The 24590-nt window shown below is 66.0% G+C and carries 25 protein-coding genes; 16 read left to right on the top strand and 9 right to left on the bottom strand.

Features of this window, described 5'->3' with window-relative positions; genetic code table 11:
• Positions 1 to 3: 3 nt before the first annotated feature.
• The 5 genes from kdsA to C8C99_RS22315 all read left to right on the top strand — a co-directional run bounded on the left by kdsA (position 4) and on the right by C8C99_RS22315 (position 3489).
• Positions 4 to 861: a 3-deoxy-8-phosphooctulonate synthase gene (gene kdsA / locus C8C99_RS22335; protein ID WP_056640010.1), complete on the top strand. Its 858-nt coding sequence runs from the start codon at positions 4 to 6 to the stop codon at positions 859 to 861.
• A gap of 3 nt (positions 862 to 864) precedes the next feature.
• On the top strand, positions 865 to 1155 hold the full coding sequence (locus C8C99_RS22330; RefSeq protein WP_056640013.1) for a DUF1330 domain-containing protein: 291 nt from the start codon (positions 865 to 867) through the stop codon (positions 1153 to 1155).
• Positions 1156 to 1254: 99 nt separating this feature from the next.
• Positions 1255 to 2541: a phosphopyruvate hydratase gene (eno, locus tag C8C99_RS22325; protein WP_108626910.1), complete on the top strand. Its 1287-nt coding sequence runs from the start codon at positions 1255 to 1257 to the stop codon at positions 2539 to 2541.
• A gap of 33 nt (positions 2542 to 2574) precedes the next feature.
• The gene (locus C8C99_RS22320; RefSeq protein WP_015013327.1) at positions 2575 to 2853 is read left to right on the top strand and encodes a septum formation initiator family protein; all 279 of its coding nucleotides are present in this window, start codon (positions 2575 to 2577) and stop codon (positions 2851 to 2853) included.
• Positions 2854 to 2943: 90 nt separating this feature from the next.
• Complete coding sequence (locus C8C99_RS22315; RefSeq protein ID WP_158274187.1) at positions 2944 to 3489, top strand: hypothetical protein; 546 nt, start codon at positions 2944 to 2946, stop codon at positions 3487 to 3489.
• Between the two features lie 57 nt (positions 3490 to 3546).
• On the opposite strand, the gene C8C99_RS22310 is transcribed toward C8C99_RS22315, so the two are convergent.
• Together C8C99_RS22310 and C8C99_RS22305 are read right to left on the bottom strand one after the other, a co-directional pair.
• Positions 3547 to 4539 carry an Hsp33 family molecular chaperone HslO gene (locus C8C99_RS22310; RefSeq protein ID WP_108626908.1) on the bottom strand — a complete coding sequence of 331 codons (993 nt, stop codon included), beginning with the start codon at positions 4537 to 4539 and terminating at the stop codon, positions 3547 to 3549.
• Between the two features lie 49 nt (positions 4540 to 4588).
• Positions 4589 to 5113, bottom strand: a complete 525-nt coding sequence (locus C8C99_RS22305; protein ID WP_056640021.1) for a gamma carbonic anhydrase family protein — start codon at positions 5111 to 5113, stop codon at positions 4589 to 4591.
• A 125-nt stretch (positions 5114 to 5238) separates the two neighbouring features.
• On the opposite strand from C8C99_RS22305, the gene C8C99_RS22300 reads away from it, so the two are divergent.
• The 3 genes from C8C99_RS22300 to C8C99_RS22290 all read left to right on the top strand — a co-directional run bounded on the left by C8C99_RS22300 (position 5239) and on the right by C8C99_RS22290 (position 8941).
• Positions 5239 to 6042, top strand: a complete 804-nt coding sequence (locus C8C99_RS22300; RefSeq protein WP_108626907.1) for a ferritin-like domain-containing protein — start codon at positions 5239 to 5241, stop codon at positions 6040 to 6042.
• Between the two features lie 112 nt (positions 6043 to 6154).
• Positions 6155 to 7420, top strand: coding sequence for an EAL and HDOD domain-containing protein (locus tag C8C99_RS22295; protein WP_056640124.1), 1266 nt, complete (start codon positions 6155 to 6157; stop codon positions 7418 to 7420).
• A 240-nt stretch (positions 7421 to 7660) separates the two neighbouring features.
• Positions 7661 to 8941 (top strand): EAL and HDOD domain-containing protein, encoded by a 1281-nt coding sequence (locus tag C8C99_RS22290; protein WP_056640126.1) that lies wholly within the window; start codon positions 7661 to 7663, stop codon positions 8939 to 8941.
• Positions 8942 to 9023: 82 nt separating this feature from the next.
• Here the strand turns inward: C8C99_RS22290 and C8C99_RS22285 are convergent, their stop codons facing one another.
• The 3 genes from C8C99_RS22285 to C8C99_RS22275 all read right to left on the bottom strand — a co-directional run bounded on the left by C8C99_RS22285 (position 9024) and on the right by C8C99_RS22275 (position 11996).
• Entirely contained in the window at positions 9024 to 9986 is a 963-nt protein-coding gene (locus C8C99_RS22285) for a tripartite tricarboxylate transporter substrate binding protein (RefSeq protein WP_108626906.1), read from the bottom strand.
• A 56-nt stretch (positions 9987 to 10042) separates the two neighbouring features.
• Positions 10043 to 10942: a site-specific tyrosine recombinase XerD gene (gene xerD / locus C8C99_RS22280; RefSeq protein ID WP_108626905.1), complete on the bottom strand. Its 900-nt coding sequence runs from the start codon at positions 10940 to 10942 to the stop codon at positions 10043 to 10045.
• A gap of 88 nt (positions 10943 to 11030) precedes the next feature.
• Positions 11031 to 11996, bottom strand: a complete 966-nt coding sequence (locus C8C99_RS22275; RefSeq protein WP_056640033.1) for a tripartite tricarboxylate transporter substrate binding protein BugE — start codon at positions 11994 to 11996, stop codon at positions 11031 to 11033.
• Between the two features lie 187 nt (positions 11997 to 12183).
• Between C8C99_RS22275 and C8C99_RS22270 the strand changes: the two genes are divergently transcribed.
• Both C8C99_RS22270 and C8C99_RS22265 read left to right on the top strand, forming a co-directional pair.
• Positions 12184 to 13089: an AEC family transporter gene (locus C8C99_RS22270; protein WP_056640036.1), complete on the top strand. Its 906-nt coding sequence runs from the start codon at positions 12184 to 12186 to the stop codon at positions 13087 to 13089.
• Positions 13086 to 13733 carry a GDSL-type esterase/lipase family protein gene (locus tag C8C99_RS22265; protein WP_108626904.1) on the top strand — a complete coding sequence of 216 codons (648 nt, stop codon included), beginning with the start codon at positions 13086 to 13088 and terminating at the stop codon, positions 13731 to 13733. The genes C8C99_RS22270 and C8C99_RS22265 overlap by 4 nt, the downstream gene beginning before the upstream one ends.
• Before the next feature lie 90 nt (positions 13734 to 13823).
• Here the strand turns inward: C8C99_RS22265 and queG are convergent, their stop codons facing one another.
• Entirely contained in the window at positions 13824 to 14903 is a 1080-nt protein-coding gene (gene queG / locus C8C99_RS22260) for a tRNA epoxyqueuosine(34) reductase QueG (protein WP_369818038.1), read from the bottom strand.
• Here queG and tsaE point away from each other — a divergent pair.
• The 3 genes from tsaE to C8C99_RS22245 all read left to right on the top strand — a co-directional run bounded on the left by tsaE (position 14886) and on the right by C8C99_RS22245 (position 17317).
• Positions 14886 to 15416 (top strand): tRNA (adenosine(37)-N6)-threonylcarbamoyltransferase complex ATPase subunit type 1 TsaE, encoded by a 531-nt coding sequence (gene tsaE / locus C8C99_RS22255; protein WP_056640131.1) that lies wholly within the window; start codon positions 14886 to 14888, stop codon positions 15414 to 15416. The genes queG and tsaE overlap by 18 nt on opposite strands.
• Positions 15417 to 15422: 6 nt before the next feature.
• Entirely contained in the window at positions 15423 to 16856 is a 1434-nt protein-coding gene (locus tag C8C99_RS22250; protein WP_056640043.1) for an N-acetylmuramoyl-L-alanine amidase, read from the top strand.
• Between the two features lie 119 nt (positions 16857 to 16975).
• Positions 16976 to 17317 carry a cupin domain-containing protein gene (locus C8C99_RS22245; protein ID WP_056640046.1) on the top strand — a complete coding sequence of 114 codons (342 nt, stop codon included), beginning with the start codon at positions 16976 to 16978 and terminating at the stop codon, positions 17315 to 17317.
• A gap of 34 nt (positions 17318 to 17351) precedes the next feature.
• Here C8C99_RS22245 and C8C99_RS22240 read toward each other — a convergent pair whose 3' ends face one another.
• Positions 17352 to 18929 (bottom strand): methyl-accepting chemotaxis protein, encoded by a 1578-nt coding sequence (locus tag C8C99_RS22240; protein ID WP_056640048.1) that lies wholly within the window; start codon positions 18927 to 18929, stop codon positions 17352 to 17354.
• A gap of 233 nt (positions 18930 to 19162) precedes the next feature.
• On the opposite strand from C8C99_RS22240, the gene C8C99_RS22235 reads away from it, so the two are divergent.
• Positions 19163 to 19402: a glycine zipper 2TM domain-containing protein gene (locus C8C99_RS22235; RefSeq protein ID WP_056061634.1), complete on the top strand. Its 240-nt coding sequence runs from the start codon at positions 19163 to 19165 to the stop codon at positions 19400 to 19402.
• A gap of 125 nt (positions 19403 to 19527) precedes the next feature.
• On the opposite strand, the gene C8C99_RS22230 is transcribed toward C8C99_RS22235, so the two are convergent.
• Positions 19528 to 20175, bottom strand: a complete 648-nt coding sequence (locus tag C8C99_RS22230; RefSeq protein WP_056640051.1) for a DedA family protein — start codon at positions 20173 to 20175, stop codon at positions 19528 to 19530.
• A 103-nt stretch (positions 20176 to 20278) separates the two neighbouring features.
• Between C8C99_RS22230 and mutL the strand changes: the two genes are divergently transcribed.
• Both mutL and C8C99_RS22220 read left to right on the top strand, forming a co-directional pair.
• Positions 20279 to 22366 (top strand): DNA mismatch repair endonuclease MutL, encoded by a 2088-nt coding sequence (gene mutL, locus C8C99_RS22225; protein WP_056640054.1) that lies wholly within the window; start codon positions 20279 to 20281, stop codon positions 22364 to 22366.
• Between the two features lie 67 nt (positions 22367 to 22433).
• The gene (locus C8C99_RS22220) at positions 22434 to 23114 is read left to right on the top strand and encodes a hypothetical protein (RefSeq protein WP_108626903.1); all 681 of its coding nucleotides are present in this window, start codon (positions 22434 to 22436) and stop codon (positions 23112 to 23114) included.
• Between the two features lie 104 nt (positions 23115 to 23218).
• Here the strand turns inward: C8C99_RS22220 and C8C99_RS22215 are convergent, their stop codons facing one another.
• The gene (locus C8C99_RS22215; protein WP_108626902.1) at positions 23219 to 24382 is read right to left on the bottom strand and encodes a glycerophosphodiester phosphodiesterase; all 1164 of its coding nucleotides are present in this window, start codon (positions 24380 to 24382) and stop codon (positions 23219 to 23221) included.
• Positions 24383 to 24590: the final 208 nt, after the last annotated feature.

Here is a 24590-nt window from a genome sequence, read left to right as displayed (position 1 = left end):
ACCATGCAGCTGTGCGGATTCAATGTCGGCCTTCAACATCGCTTTTTCCTGATCGCGGGCACCTGTTCCATTGAAGGCCTGGAGATGTCGCTTGACGTCGCGGGCCAGCTCAAGGAAGCCTGTGCACCGCTGGGTATTCCGCTGATCTACAAGGGCTCCTTCGACAAGGCCAACCGTTCCTCCGGCACCAGCAAGCGCGGTGTGGGGCTGGAAGCCGGCCTGAAGATATTGGACGAAGTGCGCCGCCAGCTGCAACTCCCCATCCTGACCGATGTGCACGACACCTCGCATGTGGCCGAGGTGGCCAGCGTGGTGGACGTGCTGCAAACGCCCGCCTTCCTGTGCCGCCAGACGGATTTCATCCGTGCCGTGGCGCAAAGCGGCAAGCCGGTGAACATCAAGAAGGGCCAGTTCCTCGCGCCCTGGGACATGAAGAACGTCATTGACAAGGCCCGGTCTGCAGCGGCCGAAGTCGGCCTGTCGGAAGACCGGTTTCTGGCCTGCGAACGCGGCGTGAGCTTTGGTTACAACAACCTGGTGGCCGACATGACCAGCCTGGCCGAGATGCGCAACTCCGGCGCACCTGTGGTGTTCGATGTGACCCACTCGGTGCAAAAGCCTGGCGGCCTGGGAGCCGTGAGCGGCGGCGCGCGCGAGATGGTGCCCGTGCTGGCGCGTGCCGGTGTGGCCGTGGGCGTGGCGGGCCTGTTCATGGAAACCCACCCCCGCCCCGCCGAGGCCTGGTCGGACGGCCCCAACGCCGTGCCGCTCAAGCACATGAAGGCGCTGCTGGAGACCTTGGTGGCACTGGACGACGTCACCAAGAAAAACGGATTCCTCGAAAACAACTTTGGAGCTTGAGACATGAGCAGTGGTTACGTCATCGCATCCGTCACCGTCACCAACCCTGAGCAGTACGAAGAGTACAAAAAGTGGAGCACGCTGGCCATGCAGGCGCATGGCGCCGAGGTGTGCATTCGCGGCGGCAAGGTGGAAGTGCTGGAAGGCGACTGGAACCCCGGCCGCACCGTGCTGCTCAAGTTCCCGAGCTTCGAGGCCGCGCGCGCCTTCTACGACACGCCCGAGTATCAAAAAGCCAAGGCGGCCCGCGAAGGCGCAGCCATCATGCGCATGGTGTGCGTCGAAGGCGTCTGAGCGCACACACCAGCTTTGCTCATTAATTGATAGCTACTAGCGCTTATACATTGTGCGCTAGAGACTGATTTGATTTAAAACTTCTGCAAAAGGAAAACCATGAGTGCCATCGTTGACATCGTCGGTCGCGAGATTCTGGACAGCCGCGGCAACCCCACCGTCGAATGCGACGTGTTGCTCGAATCGGGCGTGATGGGCCGGGCCGCTGTGCCGTCGGGCGCCTCCACCGGCAGTCGCGAAGCCATTGAAATGCGCGACGGCGACAAGAGCCGCTACCTGGGCAAGGGCGTTCTAAAGGCCGTGGAATACATCAACACCGAGATCAGCGAAGCCGTGCTGGGCCTGGATGCCTCCGAGCAGGCCTTCCTGGACAAGACCCTGATTGATCTCGATGGCACCGAGAACAAGAGCCGCCTGGGCGCCAATGCCATGCTGGCCGTGTCGATGGCCGTGGCCCGCGCCGCCGCCGAAGAGTCTGGCCTGCCCCTGTACCGCTACCTGGGCGGCATGGGCAGCGTGCAACTGCCCGTGCCCATGATGAACGTGATCAACGGCGGCGCACACGCCAACAACAGCCTGGACCTGCAAGAGTTCATGATCATTCCCGTGGGCGCGCCCACGTTCCGCGAAGCCGTGCGCTGGGGCGCCGAAGTGTTCCACGCACTGAAGAAGATCCTGCACGACAAGGGCATCAGCACCGCCGTGGGCGACGAAGGCGGCTTTGCCCCCAGCGTCGAAAACCACGAAGCGGCCATCCGCCTGATCCTGCAAGCCATCGAAGCCGCTGGCTACACGGCCGGCGAACAGATTGCACTGGGCCTGGACTGCGCCGCGAGCGAGTTCTACAAGGACGGCCACTACGTGCTGGAAGGCGAAGGCGGCCTGAAGCTCACCGCCCAGCAGTGGACCGACATGCTGGCGGCCTGGGTGGACAAGTACCCCATCATCAGCATCGAAGACGGCATGCACGAAGGCGACTGGGACGGCTGGAAGCACCTCACCGAACGCCTGGGCGACAAGGTCCAGCTGGTGGGCGACGACCTGTTCGTGACCAACACCAAGATCCTGAAGGAAGGCATCGACAAGCGCATCGCCAACTCGATCCTCATCAAGATCAACCAGATCGGCACGCTGACTGAAACGTTTGCCGCCATCGAGATGGCCAAGCGCGCCGGCTACACCGCCGTGATCTCGCACCGCTCGGGCGAAACCGAAGACAGCACCATTGCCGACATCGCCGTGGGCACCAACGCAGGCCAGATCAAGACGGGCTCCCTGAGCCGTTCTGACCGTATCGCAAAGTACAACCAGCTGCTGCGCATCGAGGAAGACCTGGGCGAGATCGCGCAGTACCCCGGCCGCGCTGCGTTCTACAACCTGCGCTGAGCCCTGGCACCCCTCGCCTGAGCGAGCCCCGCCTTGGTCTCCCGCATCGTCCCCGTCATCCTGCTGGCTTTGCTGGCAGCGCTGCACGCCCAGCTTTGGCTGGGGCGGGGCAGCGTGCCGCGCGTCAATGCGATGCAGCGGCAGATTGATGTGCAGAAGGCGGCCAACGAGCAGGCCCGCCAGGTGAATGCGCGGCTGACCTCGGAGGTGCACGACCTCAAGGAGGGCCTGGACATGGTGGAAGAAAAGGCGCGCAGCGAGCTGGGCATGGTCAAGCCCAACGAGGTGTACGTGCAGTTCACCCCCCGTTGAGCCGCCGTGTGGGCCCGACCACCGCGTTGAGCCCCACAGCATCTCCCCCAACAATACCGACGTGGCAGCGGCGTGCCCCTTTTCCTCTCCGTGCTGCAGCCTGCCCCCCCATCCCCCTTGATTGCCTTGCTGGGCGCCCCCCACACGGGTGTGGAAGCATTGGCCCAGGCGCTGCGGCAGCAGATCGCCCCAGGCTCGGTGCGCATCAGCCTCCACCACCCTCACCTGACCAGCCCGCTGCCCGCAAGGTCCTCAGAGCCAGACGCGGTGGCGTTGACTTTGCTGATGGGACTTGATTCACCATGCCCGGCCGGGGAGCGGACCGCGCAAGAAGCTACCGACGCGCATCTGCGCACCGCCCTGGCGGCTGCATCCATCCCCTACCGCGTGGTGTACGGCGCTGGCGAGCAACGCATCCGCAATGCCCTCATTGCTATACAAAAAATAGCGCCCCAGGCATACCCCACCAGCACAATGGCCGCAAGAGGCATCGAAAATGCTTCCAAGGCCGCTCGGCTGCGGGCCTGGAACTGCGAGAAATGCAGCGACCCCACCTGCGAGCACCGGTTGTTCACTGCGCTTGTTGAGCAGCGCGACACTCCGCCGCCATCCGGTATCGCGCCAGACCGCGCCTGAGCACCTTCCGCGCAACAGCGCAGGAGCCCCCGCAGCGCGGGGTGAGCCCCCCGGGGGTTACTGGATGCCCGTGGGCCCCGGGGGCTGCGCAGCCGCTGGCGAGACAAAAATCTGCGCCGCATCCACTGCGTCAAAGCGGTATTGCTGGCCGCAGAACTCGCAACCCACCTCAATGTCTTCGCGCTCGGCCAGGATGCTCTCGGCCTCTTCCGGCCCCAGGTTGCGCAGCATGTTGCTCACACGCTCTCGGCTGCAGGTGCAGGCAAAACGCGGGCCGCTGGTCCCCTGTTGAGGTTCAAAGCGCAGCAGCTTTTCTTCCCAGAAGAGGCGGCGCAGGATGGTATCCACGTCTAGGGTCAGCAGTTCCTCACGGGTCAAGCTGGAGGCCAGGTGCGCAATGCGGTTGTAGTCCTCGTTGTGGCCGATCTGGTCTTCGTTCTCCCGGTGCGTGAGACCGGCAGCCAGATTGCCCTCGCCCTTGATGGGCATGCGCTGGATCAGCAGGCCCGCCGCCACCTGCTCGTTGGCACCCAGCACCAGGATGGTGTCGAGCTGCTCGGACTGCAGCATGTAGTGCTGCAGCACGTCCGACAGGCGCTCCAGTTTTTCGTGGTGGTCGCCGTGCAGCGGCACCACACCTTGGTAGGGCTGCTGGCCGGGGTGGCGGTCCTTGGGGTCCAGCGTAATGGCGCAGCGGCCACCGCCGCCCACATTGACCATCTGGGACAGGCGCGCGCCCTCGGGCAACTCGCCATTCACCGTGGCAGTGGCGCGCAGGCTCAGGTCTGACTGCACCTCGACCACGGCCAGTTTGACGGGGCCATCACCAAACACCTGCAGCACCAGCGCGCCGTTGAACTTGATGTTGGACTGCATCAGCACGCCAGCGGCGGCCATCTCGCCCAGCAGCTCGCTCACCGGCGCGGGATAGGCGCCCGTGCTGGTGTTACTGGCACGGCGGCGCAGGATCTCGGTCCAGGCATCCGTCAGGCGCACGATCATGCCGCGCACCGGCAGACCATCGAAAAGAAACTTGTGAAGTTCAGACACGCAAGGGTTCCAGGAGAAAAAAACAGCAGCGAGCGCCAGTGGGCAGCGTTCAGCCGATCTTGTGCAGGCCACTTTGAAAGCGGCGCGCATTGTCGATGTAGTGCTGCGCGCTCTGGCGCAGGCCTTCGATCTGCTCCGGCGTGAGTTCGCGCACGGCCTTGGCGGGGCTGCCGATGATCATGGAGCCGTCGGGAAACTCCTTGCCTTCGGTGACCAGCGCCCCAGCGCCCACCAGGCAGTGTTTGCCGATCTTGGCGCCGTTGAGCACCACAGCACCAATGCCGATCAGCGACTCGTCGCCGATGGTGCAGCCGTGCAGCATGACCTGGTGGCCCACCGTCACCCGCTCGCCCACTACCAGGGGCTTGCCGATGTCGGCGTGTAGCACGCTCGCATCCTGGATGTTGGAGCCAGCGCCAATCGTGATGCTCTCGGTGTCGCCGCGCACCACGGTGCCAAACCACACGCTGGCGTCTTCGCCCAGCACCACATTGCCCATCACCTGCGCGCTGTCGGCCACCCAGGCCGATGCCGCCAGCTGGGGCGACACACCGTCGAGTTCGTAAATTGCCATGCACCCACTCCTTCGATACAAAAAAACGGCACGCCATGGCGCACCTCAAGGACCTGTTCAAAGAGGTCGCCAATCGTTACAAAGCGCAAGCCTTGGTGCCGATGGCAAGGCCTAGAATTGTAAGGATGGAGCTTCGCCACCGTGCACTGCAGGTCTTGAGCCTGTCAGACCCCGAACAAAAAGCGGCTGCAGCGCTGGACTTGTATGCCCATGCAGCTACGCTTTCAATAGCAGACACCGCCCCGCAGGGCCCTAGTGAGCCAGGCGCGCTTCCCGGCCGCCCCGAGCGCCCCGAACTGCTGCGACACACCCAGGTGGCGCGCCGCTCGCCCGCCACGCCCGAGGGCCGAGCCATCCTCATCCACGCCATCGCCCACATCGAGTTCAACGCCATCAATCTGGCACTCGACGCCGTGTGGCGCTTTGATGGCATGCCCCGCGCGTACTACCTGGACTGGATGCGCGTGGCGGCCGAAGAGGCCAAGCACTTCCGGCTGCTGCGCGACCACCTGCGCAGCCAGGGGCACGACTACGGGGACTTTCCGGCCCACCAGGGGCTGTGGACCATGTGCGAGAAGACACAGCACGATGTGCTGGCGCGCATGGCCCTGGTGCCACGCACACTGGAGGCCCGGGGGCTGGACGCCACGCCGCAGATCCAGGCCAAGCTGCGCCAGGTGGGCACACCCGATGCCCTGACTGCCGTCGCCATCCTGGACGTGATCCTGCACGACGAGGTGGGCCATGTCGCCATCGGCAACCACTGGTACCGCTGGCTGTGCGACCGCACGGGCCAGGACCCTGAAACCCTTTACGGCACCCTGGTGCAGCGGTACGAAGCCCCGCGCCTGAAGCCGCCGTTCAATGAGTCCGCGCGACGCAGCGCCGGTTTCAGCGATGCCGAGCTGCGCTGGTTGCAGCAGGCCTGACTCCCACGCCATGGCCAAGAGGCTGCTCACGATCTGAGGGGAATACGATGGCTCCTACAATTCTTGGCAATGCCCCCGGCGGGCCCGCGCACACTATTTCAAGAACACGCCCATGACCCAAGCCTCCACCCCAGGCGCGCCCTCCGCGCCCCCCTCCGGCAACCAGTCGTCGGTCGCCATGATTGCGCGACAAGCCATCGTGAACGCGCAGCAGGTGGTCGTTGGCTACGAGCTGTTCAACCGCTCGCGCAGCGGCGCCGCCCACACCGCCGCCACCGACGTCATCCTGGTCTTCACCGCCCTGTCGCATGCCGGGACGGAGGAGCTGGTCGGCAAAAAACTCATCTTCGTCAACTGCACCCACGAAAGCCTGTCGGGCGGCCATCTGGAGCTGGTGGACCCGGACAAGGTGGTGCTGGAGATTCCACCGCTGGGCCATGTCGCCGCCGAAGAGGTCGCCACGCGCCTGCCCATCCTGAGCGAGCTGCGCGACCGGGGCTTTCACCTGGCCTTCAACCACACGGTGCTGCAGTCGGCCTACGCGCCCTGGCTGCCACTGGCCGACTACATCAAGCTCGACCTGTCGGTGCTGGCGCCGGACCAGCTGGCGGTGCTGATCAGCTACGCGGGCCGCCACTGCAAAGCCGAGCTGATTGCCGAGAAGGTCGAGACCGCCCAGCAATACGACATGGTGTCCAGCCAGGGCGTGCAGATGTTCCAGGGCTACTGGTTTGCCCGTCCTGCGCTGGTCGAGACCAAACTGCTCACGCCGTCGCAGGCCAGCATCATCGAGCTGATCAACCAGGTGCGCAAACAGGCCAGCACCGAAGACATCGAGGAAGTGCTCAAGAAGGATGCGGGCCTGGCCTTCAACCTCATGCGCCTCATCAACTCGGCCGGATTTGGCCTCCAGCGGGAGATCACCTCGTTCCGCCAGGCCGTGATGCTCATGGGCCTCAAGAAGCTGTTCCGCTGGGCGGCGCTCCTGCTGACCGCATCGCGCAACAACGGCACGCCGTCATCGGTGGGCCACACGGCCGTGGTGCGCGGGCGCCTCATGGAGCTGCTGGCGCTGGAGACGCTGCCCCCCGAGGAGGCCGACCAGGCCTTTGTCGTGGGCATCTTCTCGCTGCTGGATGTGATGCTCTCCATGCCCATGGAGTCCGCCATCGGCCTGCTCAACGTGCCCGAACCCGTGGCTGCCGCGCTCCTGCGGCGCGAAGGTTTCCTGGGCGACCTTCTCACGCTGGCCGAGGCCTGCGAGTCCAGCGACGACGCCGTGTTTGACCGCACCGCCGGCCTGCTGCACCTGACCAGCCAGCAGATCAACTTTGCCCACCTGCAAGCTCTGGCCTGGGCCGACCACATCAGCGACTGACAAGCGCGGCCGCCATCGCCGTGGATGGCGGGCCGACTTTGAATTTTCTGCGAGTGCCCCGGGGACTTCCTGCACGCACCGAGCGGAAAGTGCACGCGGCGGATCGGGAGGGCTGAAGGGCCCAAAACGCAGGCTGCTCAAGACCGCACAGGCATATGGCGCGTTCATTCGTGCAGCGGTCGTCCAGAGGGCCCCTTGCGGTCTAGAATGGTCGCACAGCCCTTCATTTCAGTGGACCCCATGTCGAGCACACCCGAACAAGACACCCCGGACGCCGCAGCGCCTGCCGCCGATCCCGTGGACGAGAACCTGGCCATCATTGCGCGCCAGGCCATCGTGGACGAAAACCGCGCGGTTTATGGCTACGAACTGTTTGACCGGTCCACCGCCTCCGACTCGCACACCGCCGCCAGCGATGCAGCCCTGCTGTTCAACGCGCTGTCCTATGCGGGCACCGAAGCCCTGGTCGGCAAGAAGACGGTGTTCATCAACTGCACGCACGACAGCCTCTCTGGCGGCCACCTGGAGCTGATCTACCCCGAAAAGGTGGTGCTGGAGGTGCCCCCGCTGCCCGACAACGCCACCCCCGAAGAAATCGAAGGCCGCCTGCCTACGCTGGAGGCGCTGCGCACGCGCGGCTTTCGCCTCGCGTTCGACCAGCAGGCGCTCAAACGGGCCTACACCAGCTGGCTGCCCATGGCAGCCTTCATCAAGCTGGACATGCAGGCCTTCAAGCCCGAGCTGGCCGCACCGCTGGTCAAATTTGCCAACACCCACAGCAAGGCCACGCTGGTGGCCGAAAAGGTCGAAACCGCCGAGCAGTACGAGCTGATGCGCGACCTGGGCGTCAAGCTGTTCCAGGGCTACTGGTTTGCCAAGCCCTCGCTGGTCAAGGCCACCACCATCCGACCCTCGCAAGCGACCATCATTCAGCTCATCAACCTGGTGCGCAAACAGGCCAGCACGGCCGAGATCGAAGACCTGCTCAAAAAAGACCCCACCCTGTCTTTCAACCTGCTGCGTTTCATCAATTCGTCGGGTTTTGGCCTGTCGTGCGAGATCACCTCGTTCCGCCATGCGGTGATGATCCTGGGCCTGAAAAAGCTCTTCCGCTGGGCCGCGCTGCTGATGACCACCTCGCGCGCAGGCGGTGCTCCGCCAGCCGTAGGCCAGACCGCCGTGGTGCGTGGCCGCCTCATGGAGTTGCTAGCTGCCGAGTTGCTGCCGCCCGAAGAATGCGACAACGCCTTTGTGGTGGGCGTGTTCTCATTGCTGGACACCATGCTGGGCGTGCCGATCGAAAAAGCGCTGGAGTCCGTAGCCCTGCCCGAGCCGGTGATGGACGCTCTGCTGCGCGGCACCGGCGTGTTCGCGCCTTTCCTGGAGCTGACCAAGGCCTGCGAAAGCGGCGATGAAGTGGCTTTTGCCAAAAACGCCGATGCCTTGCACCTGTCCAACCGCCAGGTGAACTGGGCCCACCTGCAGGCGCTGACCTGGGCAGAGAGCCTGAGCGACGAATAGCCCCGTTCTTCCCCTTCAAAAGCCCACAGGCCCTGCTTTGAAAGGGCCTGTGGCGTTTCTGGGGCTCAGCCCCTGCACACGGTCAGTTGCCCTGGATTCCCGCCGCGCGGATGATGCGCGCGTTGCTCTCGGACTCCAGCGCGATCTGGCGCGCGAACTCGGCTGTGGTGCCGCCCGTGGGCACGTTGTCGGTGGCATCAAGCTTGGCGCGGATGTCCGGCAGGGCCAGGGCCTTGTTCACCTCGGCGTTGATGCGGGTGATGACCGTCTTGGGCGTCTGCGCCGGGGCATAGAGACCAAACAGGGATGAGAGATTGGCCGCTGGCTGCCCCAGCTCGGCCAGCGTGGGCACCTGGGGCAGCGAATCGAGCCGCGCCGGAGCCCCCACCGCCAGCGGCTTGAGCTTGCCCGCCTGGATGTGCTGCAGCACCGCAGGGCCGGCGTTGGTCGACAACACCTCGAACTGCCCGCCCAGCGCGTCGTTCATCTGCTGGCCACCGCCCTTGTACGGGATGTGCGTGATCTGCACCTGCGCCACCGACTGGATCTGCTCAAGCATGATGTGCCCCAGCGACGCCTGGCCCGAGGTGGCCCAGCGCACCGTACCGGGCTGGGCCCGTGCACGCGCGATCAGGTCCTTGAAGTCGGTCGCGCGGCTCGCAGGCGTGCCCAGCAACAGCACGGGCGAATACATCACGCTGACCACCGGGGCAATGTCCTTCTGCGGATCGAAGGGGGACTTTCCCAGGTGCGGGTTGAGCGCCAGAGGGCTCACCGCCGCAAAACCCAGGGTGTAGCCGTCCGGCGCCGCCTTGGCCACCGCGTCCACGCCCAGGCTGCCACTGGCGCCTGCCTTGTTTTCAATGACCACCGGTGTGCCCAGTTGCATGGCCAGCTTGTCGGCCAGCGCGCGGGCGATGTTGTCGCTCACGCCCCCGGCCGGGTAGGCCACGACGATGCGAATGGGTTTGGCCGTGGGCCAGGTCTGCGCTAAGGCCAGCGCGGTGGCACCCGCCAGGCAGGCGCCAATGATCAGTTGCTTCATGCAGGACTTTCTTGTCAACGGAGAGAGGGAAAAACGAAAGGAGACCATCTGCCGCGTTAGCCCCTCGGGTGGTGCTGCGCATGCAGCGACTTGAGCCGCTCGCGCGCCACATGGGTGTAGATGGTGGTGGTGGAGATATCCGCATGGCCCAGCAGCAGCTGCACCACGCGCAGGTCGGCGCCATGGTTGAGCAGGTGCGTGGCAAACGCATGGCGCAGCGTGTGGGGCGACAGCGGCACCGTGATGCCCGCTACCTGCGCCCACTTCTTGACGATGACCCAGAACATCACCCGCGTCATACCGCCGCCGCGCTGGGTGACGAACAGGTCGTCCGTCTGCTGCCCGCCCAGGATGGCGCCGCGGGCCTCGTTCAGATAGCGCTGCAGCCACGCCCGCGCCTCTTCGCCGAACGGCACCAGGCGCTCCTTGCTGCCCTTGCCCATCACGCGCAGCACGCCCTCGTTCAGGCCGACCTGGAAGGTCTTGAGCGTGACCAGCTCGGTCACGCGCAGGCCGCTGGCGTACATCAGCTCCAGCATGGTGCGGTCGCGCAGGCCCAGGGGGTTGCCCAGGTCGGGCGCGTTCAGCAGCGCCTCCACCTGCGCCTGCGACAGCGTCTTTGGCACACGCAGCGGCTGGCGTGCGGCCTGCAGCCGCACCGTGGGGTCGGCGGTGATGCGCCGCTCACGCAGCGCCCAGTGAAAGTAGCGGCGCAACACCGTGAGGCGCCGGTTGGCCGAAGTGGCGCGCGTCTGCGCGTGGCGTGCGGCAAAGTAGGCCTGCAGGTGGTGTTCGGCCGTGTCGTCCAGCGCCAGCGCGGGCTGCTGGTCGGCCAGCCACTGTGCGTACAGCGTCAGGTCGCGCCGGTAGGCGGCCAGCGTGTTGCGCGACAGGCCGTCCTCCAGCCACAGGGCGTCCACAAAGGTGTCGATGGCGTTCAGACTGGGAGCAAGCATCCAAAAACCATAGCATGCATCGCGTGCATTCGACTCCACGGGCACAAAAAAGCCGCCCGCAGGCGGCTGGGGATGGAAGCGGTGGCTTTTATTCCAGCGTCAGCTTCTGCTTGACGACCACGTCCTTGTAGACCGCGAACTCGGCCTTGATCTGCTCGGCAAACTGCTCGGGCGTGTTGCCGATCACGAGTGATCCCGTGTCTTCGATGCGCTTCTTCACTGCCGGGTCTTCCAGGGCCTTGCGCACACCGGCGTTGATCTTGTCCACCACATCCTTGGGCAGGCCCTTGGGGCCCACGATGCCGTAGTAGGCCATGCGGTTCACCGGCTCCAGGCCCAGTTCCTTGAAGGTGGGCACATTGGGCAGGGCCGCTACGCGCTGGGGCGCTGCGACGACGATGGGCACCAGGCGGTTTTCCTTGATGAAGGGCAGCGCCGAGGGCAGGTTGTCAAAAATCATGGGCACCTGGCCGGCCACGGTGTCGTTCAGGGCCGGGCCCGCACCGCGGTAGGGGATGTGGGTCACGAAGGTGCCCGAGAGGTTCTTGTACAGCTCCATCTGCAGGTGGCCAATGCCGCCCGTGCCGGACGACGAGTACGAGTACTTGCCGGGCGACTTCTTCAGTTCGGCCACGAACGACTTGTAGTCCTTGGCCGGGAAGCTGGGGTTCACCGCAATGATGTTGGGCGTGGCCGCGATGTTGATGATGGGCGAGAAGTCCGTCAGCGGGTTGTACGGCGTCTTGGGGTTGATGGCAGGGTTGGCTGCGGTGGTGGACACCGTCGCCACGCCCAGCGTGTAGCCGTCGGCCGTGGCGCGGGCGAGTTCGGCCGCACCCACAATGCCGCCGCCACCGGCCTTGTTGTCCACGATCACGCTCTGGCCGAGCACGCGGCCCAGCGGCTCGGCGATCACGCGCGCAATGATGTCGGTGGTGCCACCGGGTGCAAAGGGCACCACCAGCCGGATCACCTTGTTGGGGTAGCCTTGTGCGGCGGCGGATCCAGCGGCGGCTGCCAGTACGGTCAGCGCAAGCCATTGACGACGATGCATGGAAATCTCCTTCGTGCGGGGTAACAACAAACAGCGCCGATGGTATGCCCAACACCCGGCAAACCGCCCTGCGGATTCCACATAAGGGCTAACCCTAAAAACCGAGCGGGTGGGCAGCCCGCCCAGCGCCATTCAACCGGCAGGGAGCCCCCCGGGCGGCTTGCCATGCATCAAGTATTCTCGGCGTGTGAACTACGCCTTCCTTCTGCTCCCCGACTTTTCCCTCATCTTCCTGGGCTACCTGATCTGCCGGTACACCGCACTGAACCGCTCGGTCTGGCAGCCGGTCGAGAGCCTGGTGTACTACCTGCTGTTCCCGGTGCTGCTGTTTCAGTCCATCGTCAAGAGCCCGATGGACATTGGCGCGGCGTCAGGGCTGATCGGGGCGGGCATGCTGTCGGGCGTGATCGGCATCGCGCTGGCCTACAGCCTGCCGCACTGGCCCTGGCTGGGCAAGCACATCGACGTGCGTGACCACGCGGCCAGCGCGCAGGTGGCGTTCCGCTTCAACTCCTTCATTGGCCTGGCGATTGCCGAGCGGCTGGCGGGCACCCAGGGCCTGTTGATGATTGCCGTGCTGATCGGGGTGTGCGTGCCCCTGTTCAACGTGGCCGCCGTGTGGCCCATGGCCCGGCACGGACAGCACAGCTTTGCGCGCGAGCTGTTGCGCAACCCGCTGATCATCGCCACCGCCTCGGGGCTGGCGGCCAACCTGCTGGGCTTTCAGATCCCCGAATGGGCGGTGCCCACGGTCAGCCGCATCAGCGCCGCATCGCTGGCGCTGGGCCTGATGGCGGCCGGTGCCGGTCTGCAGTTTGGCCTGCTCACGCGGGGCAAGGTACTGAGCGTGTCCGTGCTGGCCATCCGCCATCTGGTGCAGCCGCTGGTGGCGTTTGGCATGGCCCGCATGTTCGGACTCGATGCTGTGCAGACCACCGTGCTGCTGGCCTTTGCGGCGCTGCCCACGGCATCGACCTGCTATGTGCTGGCCGCGCGCATGGGCTACAACGGGCCCTACGTAGCGGGGCTGGTCACGCTGTCCACCTTGCTGGGCATGGTGAGCCTGCCGTTTGCGCTGGGGGTGCTGCGATGAACCAGGGTCTGAACCGCAGGCGGCTGCTCGGTGCCAGCCTGGTCGCTGCCTTCGGACTGGCCGCTTGCGGCCGCAAACCGCCGCGTGCCCAGGCGGTACCGGCAGCCGCCACGGTGCTGGCGCTGGGCGACTCGCTCACATCGGGCGTGGGGGCCTCGGCCGACACGGCCTACCCGGCCGAGCTGGCGCGCCTGACGGGCTGGAAGGTGGTCAACGGGGGCGTGTCGGGCGACACCTCGGCCCAGGCGCTTGCGCGCCTGCCGGGCCTGCTGCAGCAGCACCAGCCGGCACTGGTCATCGTGGGCATCGGCGGCAATGACTTTTTGCGGCGCCAGAGTGCGGCCACCGCGCGCGCCAACATCCTGCGCATCTGCACCGAGGCCAAGGGCAGCGGCGCCCAGGTGTTGCTGGTGGCCGTGCCCGAGCTGTCGCTGTTGGCCGCTGCCGGCCGCCTGAGCGACCACCCGATGTACGAAGAGATTGCCGAAGAGCTGAAGATCCCGTTGCACGCCAAGGGCTGGTCGAGCGTGCTCGCGCAAGAGCGGCTACGGTCCGACCCAATCCACGCCAACGCCGCCGGTTACGCCGAGTTTGCCCAGGGGCTGGTGGGCACGTTGCGGCAGACGGGGCTGCTGGTGCAGTGAGGCCCCGGCGCCACGGCATTCACTACCATTTTGATAGCTGCCCAGGCATGTTGCACTAGCGCTACCAGGTAATTTCTTTCAAAAACACCCTCAACCCGCATCCAGCGCCCAGGCCACATGCTCCCGCACCAGCGCACTGGCGTCCTCTGCGCGCGACTGCAGCGCAGTGCGCAAGGCCTCGTCGCCGGTGGCGCGCAGCGCATTGCCCAGCGCCACTGCCACGTTGCGCAGCCACCGCTCATGGCCAATGCGGCGAATGGGGCCGCCCTCGGTCATGCGCAAGAAGGTGGCTTCGTCCCAAGCAAACAGGTGCACCAGCTGCTGGCCCGCCAGGCCCTTGCGCTCATCAAAATCGGGCAGGCGGCTGACCTGCGCAAACTTGTTCCAGGGGCAAATCAGCTGGCAGTCGTCGCAGCCATAGATGCGGTTGCCCTGCAGCGGGCGCAGCTCTACAGGGATGGGCCCGGCGTGTTCGATGGTGAGGTACGAGATGCAGCGCCGCGCGTCGATGCGGTGCGGCGCGATGATGGCCTGCGTGGGACAGATGTCGATGCACGCGCTGCAGCTGCCGCAGTGCGCGGTGACGGGCTCACTCTGGGGCAGCGCCATGTCCACATAGATTTCGCCCAAGAAGAACATGGACCCGGCCTCGCGGTTGAGCACCAGCGTGTGTTTGCCGCGCCAGCCTTGGCCGCTGCGCGCAGCCAGTTCGGCCTCCAGCACCGGGGCGGAGTCGGTGAACACGCGGTGTCCAAACGGGCCGATGGCCTCAGCAATGCGGTCGCTGAGCTTTTGCAGCCGCGCACGCAGCACCTTGTGATAGTCGCGGCCCCGGGCGTAAACCGAGACGATGCCCTCCTGCGGGCGCTGCAGGCGGGAGAATTCGACCGCCTGCCAGCCCCCGTGCGTGTCCATGACCGTGTCGCGCGGCAAATAATCCATGCGCGCCGTGATCACGCTCACGGTGCCGGGCACCAGTTCGGCCGGGCGTGCGCGCTTCATGCCGTGGGATGCCATGTAATGCATGTCACCATGGAAGCCCTGCGCCAGCCAGGCCGCAAGACCTGACTCTGCCGCAGACAGGTCCACACCCGCCACGCCGATTTGGGAAAATCCCAGCTCGCGGGCCCACTCCCGAATTTGAGGAACGAGTTGACTGTTGCACCACATACCGGCCAGATTGTAGAAAGCGGCAGCGATGCCCCTGCCGCCCACACCGCCGAACCTACGCGCCAATTCATCTGGCATGGCGAGGAAGACACCAGCGCCTTTGCGCAACGCCTTGCCGCGCAGCCCCTGCTGGCCAACGCCTTCGTGACCCTGCACGGCGACCTGGGAGCGGGCAAAACCACCCTGGTGCGCCACCTGCTGCGCGCGCTGGGCGTGCAGGGCCGTATCAAGAGCCCCACCTATGCGGTGGTGGAGCCCCACGACGCACCAGGCCTTTCGATCTGGCACTTCGACTTCTACCGTTTTGACGATCCGCGCGAGTGGGAAGACGCCGGTTTCAGGGACATTTTTGCCAACCCCGGTCTCAAGGTGGCAGAATGGCCGGAAAAGGCTGCAGCGCTTACTCCGCTTGCAGACCTTGCTATTCACATTGAAGCAACGGATGACACCGAAAGGAAGGTCACGCTGCATGCCCACACAGCCACCGGACGCAGCCTGCTGCAAGCTCTCTGAGACGCCGTGAACCAACCCACCTTGCCTGCCCGCCAAGCCCCCCTGCCCTCGCGCCGCGCCGTGCTGCGCGCCAGCAGCCTGGTGCTGTTGCTGGGCGCACAGCAGATTGCACGCGGCGCCACCATCGTGGCCGTGCGCGTCTGGCCCGCCCCCGAGTATTCGCGGGTGACCATCGAATCCGATGGCGCGCTGGTGGCCAAGCAGTTTTTCGTGACCACCCCACCGCGGCTGGCGGTGGACATCGAGGGCATTGACCTCAGCCCCGAACTGCGCGAACTGGTGGCCAAGGTGAAGCCCGACGATCCCAACATTGCGGGTATTCGCGTCGGGCAGAACGCGCCGGGGGTAGTGCGGCTGGTGGTAGACCTCAAACAGGCGGCCATACCGCAGGTGTTCACGCTGCCCCCCGTGGCAGCGTACCGGCACCGGCTGGTGTTCGACCTCTACCCGGCCGCGCCGGTGGATCCGCTGGAGGCACTGATTGCAGAGCGCCTGCGCGATGCCCCCGCTTCCACGCCCTCCCCGGCAGCCACCACCCGCGCGCCCACGCCGCCTGCGGAGCACGACCCGCTGGGCGACCTGATTGCCCAGCGCGCCAACGGCACCGTGCCCGCGTCACCCCCGGCTGCACCGCCTTTGGTGGCTGCGGCCCCCTCACCAGCCCCCGCCGCGGCCGCCCCCACACGCCCCGGCAACCGCGCCACAGCCACCGAGACCGACCGCATCATCATCGTGGCGCTGGACCCCGGCCACGGCGGCGAAGACCCCGGCGCCATCGGCCCCTCCGGCACCCGCGAAAAAGACGTGGTGCTGCGCGTGGCCCACCTGCTGCGCGACCGCATCAACGCCACCACCATTGGCGGCAACCCCATGCGCGCCTACCTCACGCGCGACGGCGACTACTTTGTGCCCCTGGGCACCCGCGTGCAAAAAGCCCGGCGCGTGCAGGCCGATCTGTTCGTGAGCATCCATGCCGACGCCTTCACCACCCCTGAGGCGCGTGGCGCCAGCGTGTTTGCGCTGAGCCAGGGCGGCGCCTCCAGCACTGCGGCGCGCTGGCTGGCCAACAAGGAAAACCAGGCCGACCTGGTGGGCGGCATCAACGTGCAGTCCAAGGACCAGCATGTGCAGCGCGCGCTGCTGGACATGAGCACCACCGCGCAGATCAACGACAGCCTCAAGCTCGGCACCGTGCTGCTGGGCGAGATCGGCAACGTGGGCAAGCTGCACAAGCCGCGCGTGGAGCAAGCGGGCTTTGCGGTGCTGAAGGCTCCCGACATCCCGAGCGTGCTGGTCGAAACCGCCTTCATCAGCAACCCTGACGAAGAACGCCGCCTGCGCAGCAGCGCCTACCAGGAACAGCTGGCCGACGCGCTGATGCGCGGCATCACCCGCTACTTCGCCAAGAACCCGCCGCTGGCGCGCAGCCGGTCGGTATAGGCCGGGCCGGTCGTCCTCCACGGGGTGGTTCGCCCACCTTGCGCGCGCAGCCAACTGCAGGCACAGTAGCCTTCATCGGCCGGGCGCGCACCGCGCCCCGGCAAGGAAGGAGAACCGCCATGGCACTGCCCCACGCCCTATCTGGCCAGATCGTCAGCGTGCGCCCCCTGGGGGCGCGGCTGGCCGACACCGTCACCACCGCCATCCTCAAAGCGGGCCAGCTTGAGGTCATGCGGGTTGTCCTGCCCGTTGGCAAATCCATGAAAGAACACCAGACACCTGGCGAGGCCACCGTGCAGTGCGTCGAGGGCGTGGTGGAGTTCGTCAGCGAGCAGGGCGTGCAGCAGTTGCACCCCGGCGACTTTGTGCACCTGGCGCCGCGCGCGCTGCATTCCCTGAAGGCCGTGGAGCCTGCCTCACTGCTGGTCACGATGTGCCTCAGGCCTGCTCAGACCGCTTGAGCGGCCGCAGACTGCAAGGGCGATTAGGGCCTGTTCACCCCAGCCGGAACACGCTCACGATCTCTGACAGCCGCGCTGCCTGGTGCTTGAGGCTGTCGGCCGCCGCCGCGCTCTGCTCCACCAGCGCGGCATTCTGCTGGGTGACCTGGTCGAGCTGCATCACTGCTTCGCCCACCTGGCTGATGCCAACGGTCTGCTCGCCCGTGGCGCTGGAGATTTCGCCAATCAGGTCGCTCACCCGCTGCACCTGGGCGACGATGTCTTGCATGCTCTGCCCGGCATTGCTCACCAGCTGGGTACCGTTTTCCACCTTCTCCACACTGGCGCCGATCAGGGCCTTGATCTCCTTGGCGGCCTCGGCGCTACGCTGGGCCAGGTTGCGCACTTCGCTGGCCACCACGGCAAAGCCCCGACCCTGCTCACCGGCACGTGCGGCCTCCACGGCCGCGTTCAGCGCCAGGATGTTGGTCTGGAACGCAATGCCGTCGATCACGCTGATGATGTCGGTGATCTTTCGGGATGCAGCCGAAATGTCCTGCATGGTGGTCACCACCTGGCCCACCACCTCGCCACCCTTGACCGCCGCCTGCGATGCCGAGCCGGCCAGCGTGGCCGCCTTGCGCGCGGTGTCGGCGTTGTTCTTCACGGTGCTGGTGATCTGCTCCATCGAGGCGGCCGTTTCCTCCAGGTTGCTGGCCTGCTCTTCCGTACGCTGGCTCAGGTCGGCATTGCCCATGGCGATCTCGCTGGAGCCCGTGGCAATGCTGTCGCTGCTGTGCCGCACGTCGCCCACGATGCGCACCAGCGAGGTCTGCATGCCCTGCATGGCCCGCATCATCTCGGCCACCTCGCCACGCCCCTGCACCTCGATAGGATGCGACAGGTCGCCCTCGCCAATCCGCTGCGCCACTGCGCTCACCGCCCCCAGCGAGCGGCGGATGCGCTGCACCACCACCCAGGACAGCACCACCAGCAGCGCGAGCCCCGCCACACCGGCCACCAGCACGGTCATGCGGTAGGACCGGATGAGCTCTGCCGCCTCGGCCGCCTGCTCGGCCGAGCGGCGCACCTGGTAATCCACCATCTTGTCGGCAATGGCGTTGTACTTGTCCAGCACGGGCGCAAACGTGCCCAGCGCATAAGCGCGGGCCTGGGCCATGTCGCCCGCCTTTTTCAGCTCCAGCGACTTGTCGCGGGCCTCCAGGTACGACTTGCGAATGGTGGCCAGCTCCTCCTGGATGCGCAGGCCCTCAGGGCTGTTTTCCAGTTCGGTATAGCGTTTTTGCACCTTGCTGGTGTCGGCGGTGGTGGCTGCCACTGCCTCCTTGAAATAGTTCTGCAGGTCGTCGCCCTCGGTCTGGGCGATGGAGAACACCCGCGTGGAATTGACGGCAATGTTGCTGCGCCAGCGCAGCGCCAATTGCAACCGCTCCACCTGCTCAGATGCGAGGTGATCCACCGTGGCCCCCAGATGCTGCACCCGCACCAGGCTCAAAGCCAGGACGACCACCAGCGCCAGCACCGCCACCCCCACGATCAAACCGATCTGCTGCGCCACCGTCAACTGAGCGCCGACGCCCCCCCGGCCGGCCTGCTGGATGTGCTGGGTCATCGCGTGTCCTTGTGTAAATTTTGTAAATCAAGGAAATGATCTGCCTGTGAAACGCGATTGGCAACAGCACCGGGCTCAGGGAAACCCTTAGAGCCTGTCCTACAGTCGGCGCCCTCGCCTGCCTACACCGGCGGGCGGCATGACGAGCCACAGTAGAGGCACAGGTCGAGCTTCAGCCGCCACCGCGGATTGGGGTCCACGGCCTGACTCCACAACCATCAAGGAATCTCGCCATGAACATCCGTCACATCCTTCTTGCGACCACCTGCACTGCGGCCCTGGCTCTGGGTGGTTGTGCCTCCAACCCCACCAACGCACAAGTCGGCACCGGCGTGGGCGCCGTGGTCGGCGGCGTTGCCGGCAACGCGATCTTCGGTGGCCCCGTGGGCACCATTGGCGGCGCCGCAGCTGGCGCACTGATCGGCCATGAAGTGGGTGAGGACCGCGATCAGCGTCGCCCCTACCGCCGTTAATCAGTCCGCAGGGCCCTGAGCGCCCTGGCTGATGCTCGTTACACCACTTCAGGCATCAAAAAAGCGGCAGGCGCATGAATCACATGCGCCTGCCGCTCTTCTTTTGGTAGCAAATTAATCGACGCTCAGGCCGCGCGGGCTTGGCGTCCGGCGCGCCATGCGCCAAAGATGGCAATCAGGCCGGGCACAAAGATCATCGCCCAGATGATCTTGTCCAGGTTCTCCTTTACCCAGGCAAAGTTGCCAAAGAAGTACCCCGCCGTGGCAATGCCCAGCACCCAGAGCAGCGCCCCGCCCACGTTGTAGGCCGTGAACTTGGCACGCCCCATTTCGGCCACGCCTGCCACAAAGGGCGCGAAAGTGCGGATGAAGGGCATGAAGCGCGCAATCACGATGGTGATGCCGCCATAGCGCTCATAAAACTCATGCGCCTGGTTGAACGCCCGGCGGTTGAACCAGCGCGAATCCTCCCACTGGAACACCTTGGGCCCAAAGTAGCGGCCGATCGAGTAGTTGCACTGGTCGCCCAGGATGGCCGCCGCCAGCAGCACCGCACACGCCAGCGGAAAGTTCATCATGCCCGCACCGCAGAGTGCACCGACGATGAACAGCAGCGAGTCGCCCGGCAAGAACGGCATCACCACCAGCCCGGTCTCGACAAACACGATGGCGAACAGCAGCGCATACACCCACATGCCGTAGGCCTGCACAAACGCCTCCAGGTACTTGTCCACGTGCAGGATGAAGTCGATGAGAAAAGTGACAAGTTCCATGAAGAAGGGGTCCTGGCGCCGCTAAAAAAGGTGGGCGCATTATCCCCATCGCACCCTGACCCGGCCCGATACCCCTGCGCAGCCCCGCCCTAAAATCACCCGGGTGAACGACACCACTCCCTCCCTCGCTGCGGCGCAACCTGCCTCTACCCCCCCCACCAACGCGCGCCGCCCCATCCGCGATCTGCCCGACGAGCTGATCAGCCAGATCGCGGCCGGCGAGGTGGTGGAGCGCCCGGCCTCGGTGGTGCGAGAACTGGTGGACAACGCGCTGGACGCGGGTGCCACGCAAATCACCGTGCGCCTTTCGGCAGGCGGGGTGCGGCTGATCACGGTGGAAGACGATGGCGGCGGCATTCCGCAAGAAGAACTGCCCGTGGCCCTGCGCCGCCACGCCACCAGCAAGATCACCAACCTGAACGACCTGGAAACCGTGGCCACCATGGGCTTTCGGGGCGAGGCACTGGCTGCGATTGCGTCGGTGTCGGAGATGGCCCTGCTCTCGCGCCCGGCCGCTCAGGCCAGCGCCTTCTTGCTGGACGCCCGCAGCGGCGAGCTGCGCCCCGCCGCACGCAGCACCGGCACCACGGTGGAGGTGAAGGAATTGTTCTTCTCCACCCCCGCGCGCCGCAAGTTCTTGAAGACCGACGCCACCGAGCTGGCGCACTGCATTGAATCGGTGCGCCGCCACGCGCTGGCGCGGCCCGATGTGGGCTTTGCCATCTGGCACGAAGGCAAGCTGGTGGAGCAGTGGCGCGCCACCTTCGTGCCCGGCCAGGGCGATGTGCAGGACGCCCATGACGCGCTGGCACGCCGCCTGTCGGACGTGCTGGGCGAAGACTTCGTCACCCAGTCGGTTGCTGTGCAGCACCGCGTAGGGCCCGTCACCGTCACCGGCCGCGCAGGGCTGCCCGACGCTGCCCGCTCGCGGCCCGACCACCAGTACTGCTACGTCAATGGCCGCTTTGTGCGCGACAAGGTCCTCACCCACGCTGCCCGCAGCGCCTACGAAGACGTGCTGCACGGCCACAAGCAGCCCATCTACGCGCTGTATGTCGAGATCGACCCGGCGCGTGTGGACGTGAACGTGCACCCCACCAAGATCGAGGTGCGCTTCCGGGACAGCCGCGAGGTGCACCAGGCCGTGCGCCATGCGGTAGAGAACGCGCTGGCTGCGCCCCGTGCCGCCGCACTGGCAGCGGCTGCGGCGGCGCCCAACTCCACTCCAGCCGGTGATGCGGAGCATTTCAAGCCCCAGACGCCCCAAGCGCCGGTGTGGAATACCCAGGCCGCTATCAAATTTGAAGAACGTGGTCACCGTGTGGAAGATCTGGCGGCCTTGTGGGCGCCCCGCGGTGCGCCCTCCGCGAGCCCCATGGCTGAGCCAGCGTCTGGCGCTGCAGTGGGCGGGCTGTGGGCACCTTCGGCCCAGGCCGATGCGAACGCAGCGCCCGCGATGCCCGGCGCATCCGGCGCTTCTGCCACGGGGTGGGACGGCGCGCAGCCTGCAGAGGTAGCTGCACCCTCTGCAGCGTCCACGACCGCACCCCTCGCCAGCAACCCGGCCACGGCCTGGCCCGTGGGCCGCGATGGCCAGGAAGCCGCCTGGCCCCTGGGCAAGGCCGTGGCCCAGTTGCACGGTGTGTACATCCTGGCCGAAAACGCCCAGGGCATGGTGGTGGTGGACATGCACGCCGCCCACGAACGCATCGTCTACGAGCGCCTGAAGGCCCAGGTGGACAGCGGCGCGCGCATCGCGAGCCAGCCCTTGCTGATCCCTGCCACCTTCGCCGCCACGCCACAGGAAGTCGCCACAGCCGAAGAGTCTGCCGAGGTGCTGGCCACGCTGGGCCTGGAGGTGGTGCCCTTCTCCCCCAAGACGCTGGCCGTGCGCGCCGTGCCCACCACCCTGGCGCAGGGCGACCCGGTGGAGCTGGCCCGCAGCGTGCTGGCCGAGCTGGCCGCACACGACGCCACCACCGTAGTGCAACGCGCCCGCAATGAAATCCTGGGCACCATGGCCTGCCACGGCGCCGTGCGGGCCAATCGCAAGCTCACCATCGACGAGATGAACGCATTGCTGCGCCAGATGGAAACCACCGACCGTTCCGACCAGTGCAACCACGGCCGCCCCACCTGGCGGCAGCTGAGCATGAAGGAGCTGGACGCGCTGTTCCTGCGTGGACGGTAGCGGCGGGCACCGCACCGCCCGCGACATAGCCAGAGCCCTCTCCTCCAGCCATTGCCCATCGCCCTCCATGACCCCTCGTTGCAGCACCGCTCCTACACCCGCCCTAAACCTGCTGGCGGCCACCACTGCCCTGTGCCTGGCCTGGCCCGCCCACGCCGGGCGCCCCCTGTCCGTGGACGATGCCGGCGTGGACGAGGTGGGCCATGGCCACATAGAAGTGTGGTGGGAGGGCCAGCGCGGCCAGCCCGGCACGGTGTACATGGCCCCTGCCTTCACCCCCATCGCTGGTCTGGAGCTGGGCGCCGTGTTGGCGCGTGACCGCAACGAGCGCCATACCCTGCAAGGCCTGCAGGCCAAGTGGCTGTGGAGCCCCGCGCAAGAACAAGGCTGCAACGCAGGCAGCAGCGTCGGCGTCGTGCACAGGCGCCAAGGTGCCGGGCAGAGCGCAGACAGCGTGGTCGCACTCAATCTCATCGGCACCTGCGCCGCGACCTGGGGCGTGGTCAATGCCAACCTGGGCAGCCAGCGCGAGCGCGGCCAGTCCTGGCGCGCCACCTGGGGCGCCTCGGTGGAACGCAGCTGGGGTGCCATCACCCCGCACCTGGAAGCCTTTGGCACCCAGCACAGCGCCCCCACGTTCCAGACCGGCGCGCGGTGGGAATGGGCGCCCGGCAGGCAGCTCGACGCCACCATAGGCCGGCAACAGGGGCGCACCTTGCTCAGCGTGGGATTTGCGCTGGGGTTCTGACCCCGCACCACTCCGCCGCATGAAAAAAGCCCGCCAGAGCGGGCTTTTTAACGGCTGCACAGCAAGCGGGCCGCGTTGTAGCGGTCGGTTGCCGTTATGAATTCTCAGTTGTCCCGCGCTGCCTTGGCCGTGTCGGCAAAGTCGCTGAACACGCCGTCCACACCCAGGTTGTAGAACAGCTTGTATTCGGCCTTGGGATCGCCCTTGAAGTCCGAGGCCAGGCGCTTGGCTTCGTTGCGGAAGGTGTAGGCGTGCACAAACAGGCCTTCGGCGTGGGCGTTCTTCACCACATCGGTGGGCGCCATCATCACGCGGTCGCGCTCGTCGATCTTGCCGTCGCCGTTCAGGTCATCGGCCTTGCCGTCCTTGTTGGCATCCACTTGCTTGGAGGGGATCAGGTAGGGCTTCCAGGGACCAATGCCGTCGGCATAGGTCTTGACTTCCTTGAGGCCTGCGGGGGTCAGCAGGCTGGCGAAGGTGCGCGAGTCACCGGCCACGGCAAAGTCATAGGGCTTGTCGTATGGGGCCACCAGCGACATGGTGCCATCGGGGTTCACATCGTCTGCGTCCACCAGCTGCACCAGGCGCACCTGGGTCTTGGTGCGCAGGTACTTGAGGTTGGAGACTTCGAACGACTGGATGATGACGGGCGAGCTCTTGGAGGTGTATCCGTACTTGGCCAGGATGGCCAGCAGGCGGTCTTCCAGCGGCAGGCCCTGCTTGACATGGTAGGTGGGGTGCTTGGTCTCGGGGTATACGCCCACGGTGCGACCCGCCTTGGCACCTTCGGACTTGGCCAGGTCCAGCACTTCTTCAAAGGTGGGGATCTGGAACTTGCCGTTGTACGACTGGTCACGGTCGGACAGGGGCTGGATGGCGCGCAGGGTCTTGAGTTCGGCCAGGGTGAAGTCGGTGACAAACCAGCCTTCTTCCTCTACGCCGTCAACCATCTTCTTGGTCTTGCGGCTGGCGAATTCGGGGCGGGTGGAGACATCGGTGGTGCCCGTGATGTTGGGCTCATGGCGGGCGACCAGCACGCCGTCCTTGGTGGCGACCAGGTCGGGCTCGATGAAGTCGGCGCCCATGTCGATGGCCAGCTTGTAGCCCTCCAGCGTGTGGTCGGGCCGGTAGCCCGCCGTGCCACGGTGACCGATGACCAGGGGCTTGTCGCCGTTCAACGTGGGGTAAGGATAGTTATCGCTGCCGCCGCAAGCTGCCAGCGTGGCCACCAAGGCCAGCGCTCCCCATTTCACACCAGTGATGTGCATGCTCTTCTCCTCGCTATGTTGTTGGTAGAACCGCCGAACTGTGGGCTCGGCATGTGACAAGGCCATGACCCGTGTTTTGCAAACGCATGACGGCCAGACCGCGCACCAAACGCACCAACATGTGGCAAATACCCGGACCACATTCCCCACCATTGTGCATAGACATCGGCATGAACGTATAACTTTTGGACATAATTCGATGTTGCAG

The sequence above is a fragment of the Acidovorax sp. 107 genome (assembly GCF_003058055.1).
Classification (GTDB): domain Bacteria; phylum Pseudomonadota; class Gammaproteobacteria; order Burkholderiales; family Burkholderiaceae_C; genus Acidovorax.
The sequence above is the reverse complement of the archived record's forward strand: the minus strand, read 5'-3'. Positions and strand labels throughout refer to the sequence as shown.

Coding starts and splice junctions, on each gene's coding strand:
- kdsA (WP_056640010.1), top strand. CDS start 4: ATGCAGCTGTGCGGATTCAATGTCGGCCTTCAACATCGCTTTTTCCTG.
- C8C99_RS22330 (WP_056640013.1), top strand. CDS start 865: ATGAGCAGTGGTTACGTCATCGCATCCGTCACCGTCACCAACCCTGAG.
- eno (WP_108626910.1), top strand. CDS start 1,255: ATGAGTGCCATCGTTGACATCGTCGGTCGCGAGATTCTGGACAGCCGC.
- C8C99_RS22305 (WP_056640021.1), bottom strand. CDS start 5,113: ATGGCAATTTACGAACTCGACGGTGTGTCGCCCCAGCTGGCGGCATCG.
- C8C99_RS22300 (WP_108626907.1), top strand. CDS start 5,239: ATGGAGCTTCGCCACCGTGCACTGCAGGTCTTGAGCCTGTCAGACCCC.
- C8C99_RS22295 (WP_056640124.1), top strand. CDS start 6,155: ATGACCCAAGCCTCCACCCCAGGCGCGCCCTCCGCGCCCCCCTCCGGC.
- C8C99_RS22290 (WP_056640126.1), top strand. CDS start 7,661: ATGTCGAGCACACCCGAACAAGACACCCCGGACGCCGCAGCGCCTGCC.
- C8C99_RS22285 (WP_108626906.1), bottom strand. CDS start 9,986: ATGAAGCAACTGATCATTGGCGCCTGCCTGGCGGGTGCCACCGCGCTG.
- xerD (WP_108626905.1), bottom strand. CDS start 10,942: ATGCTTGCTCCCAGTCTGAACGCCATCGACACCTTTGTGGACGCCCTG.
- C8C99_RS22275 (WP_056640033.1), bottom strand. CDS start 11,996: ATGCATCGTCGTCAATGGCTTGCGCTGACCGTACTGGCAGCCGCCGCT.
- C8C99_RS22265 (WP_108626904.1), top strand. CDS start 13,086: ATGAACCAGGGTCTGAACCGCAGGCGGCTGCTCGGTGCCAGCCTGGTC.
- queG (WP_369818038.1), bottom strand. CDS start 14,903: ATGTGGTGCAACAGTCAACTCGTTCCTCAAATTCGGGAGTGGGCCCGC.
- C8C99_RS22245 (WP_056640046.1), top strand. CDS start 16,976: ATGGCACTGCCCCACGCCCTATCTGGCCAGATCGTCAGCGTGCGCCCC.
- C8C99_RS22240 (WP_056640048.1), bottom strand. CDS start 18,929: ATGACCCAGCACATCCAGCAGGCCGGCCGGGGGGGCGTCGGCGCTCAG.
- C8C99_RS22235 (WP_056061634.1), top strand. CDS start 19,163: ATGAACATCCGTCACATCCTTCTTGCGACCACCTGCACTGCGGCCCTG.
- C8C99_RS22230 (WP_056640051.1), bottom strand. CDS start 20,175: ATGGAACTTGTCACTTTTCTCATCGACTTCATCCTGCACGTGGACAAG.
- C8C99_RS22220 (WP_108626903.1), top strand. CDS start 22,434: ATGACCCCTCGTTGCAGCACCGCTCCTACACCCGCCCTAAACCTGCTG.
- C8C99_RS22215 (WP_108626902.1), bottom strand. CDS start 24,382: ATGCACATCACTGGTGTGAAATGGGGAGCGCTGGCCTTGGTGGCCACG.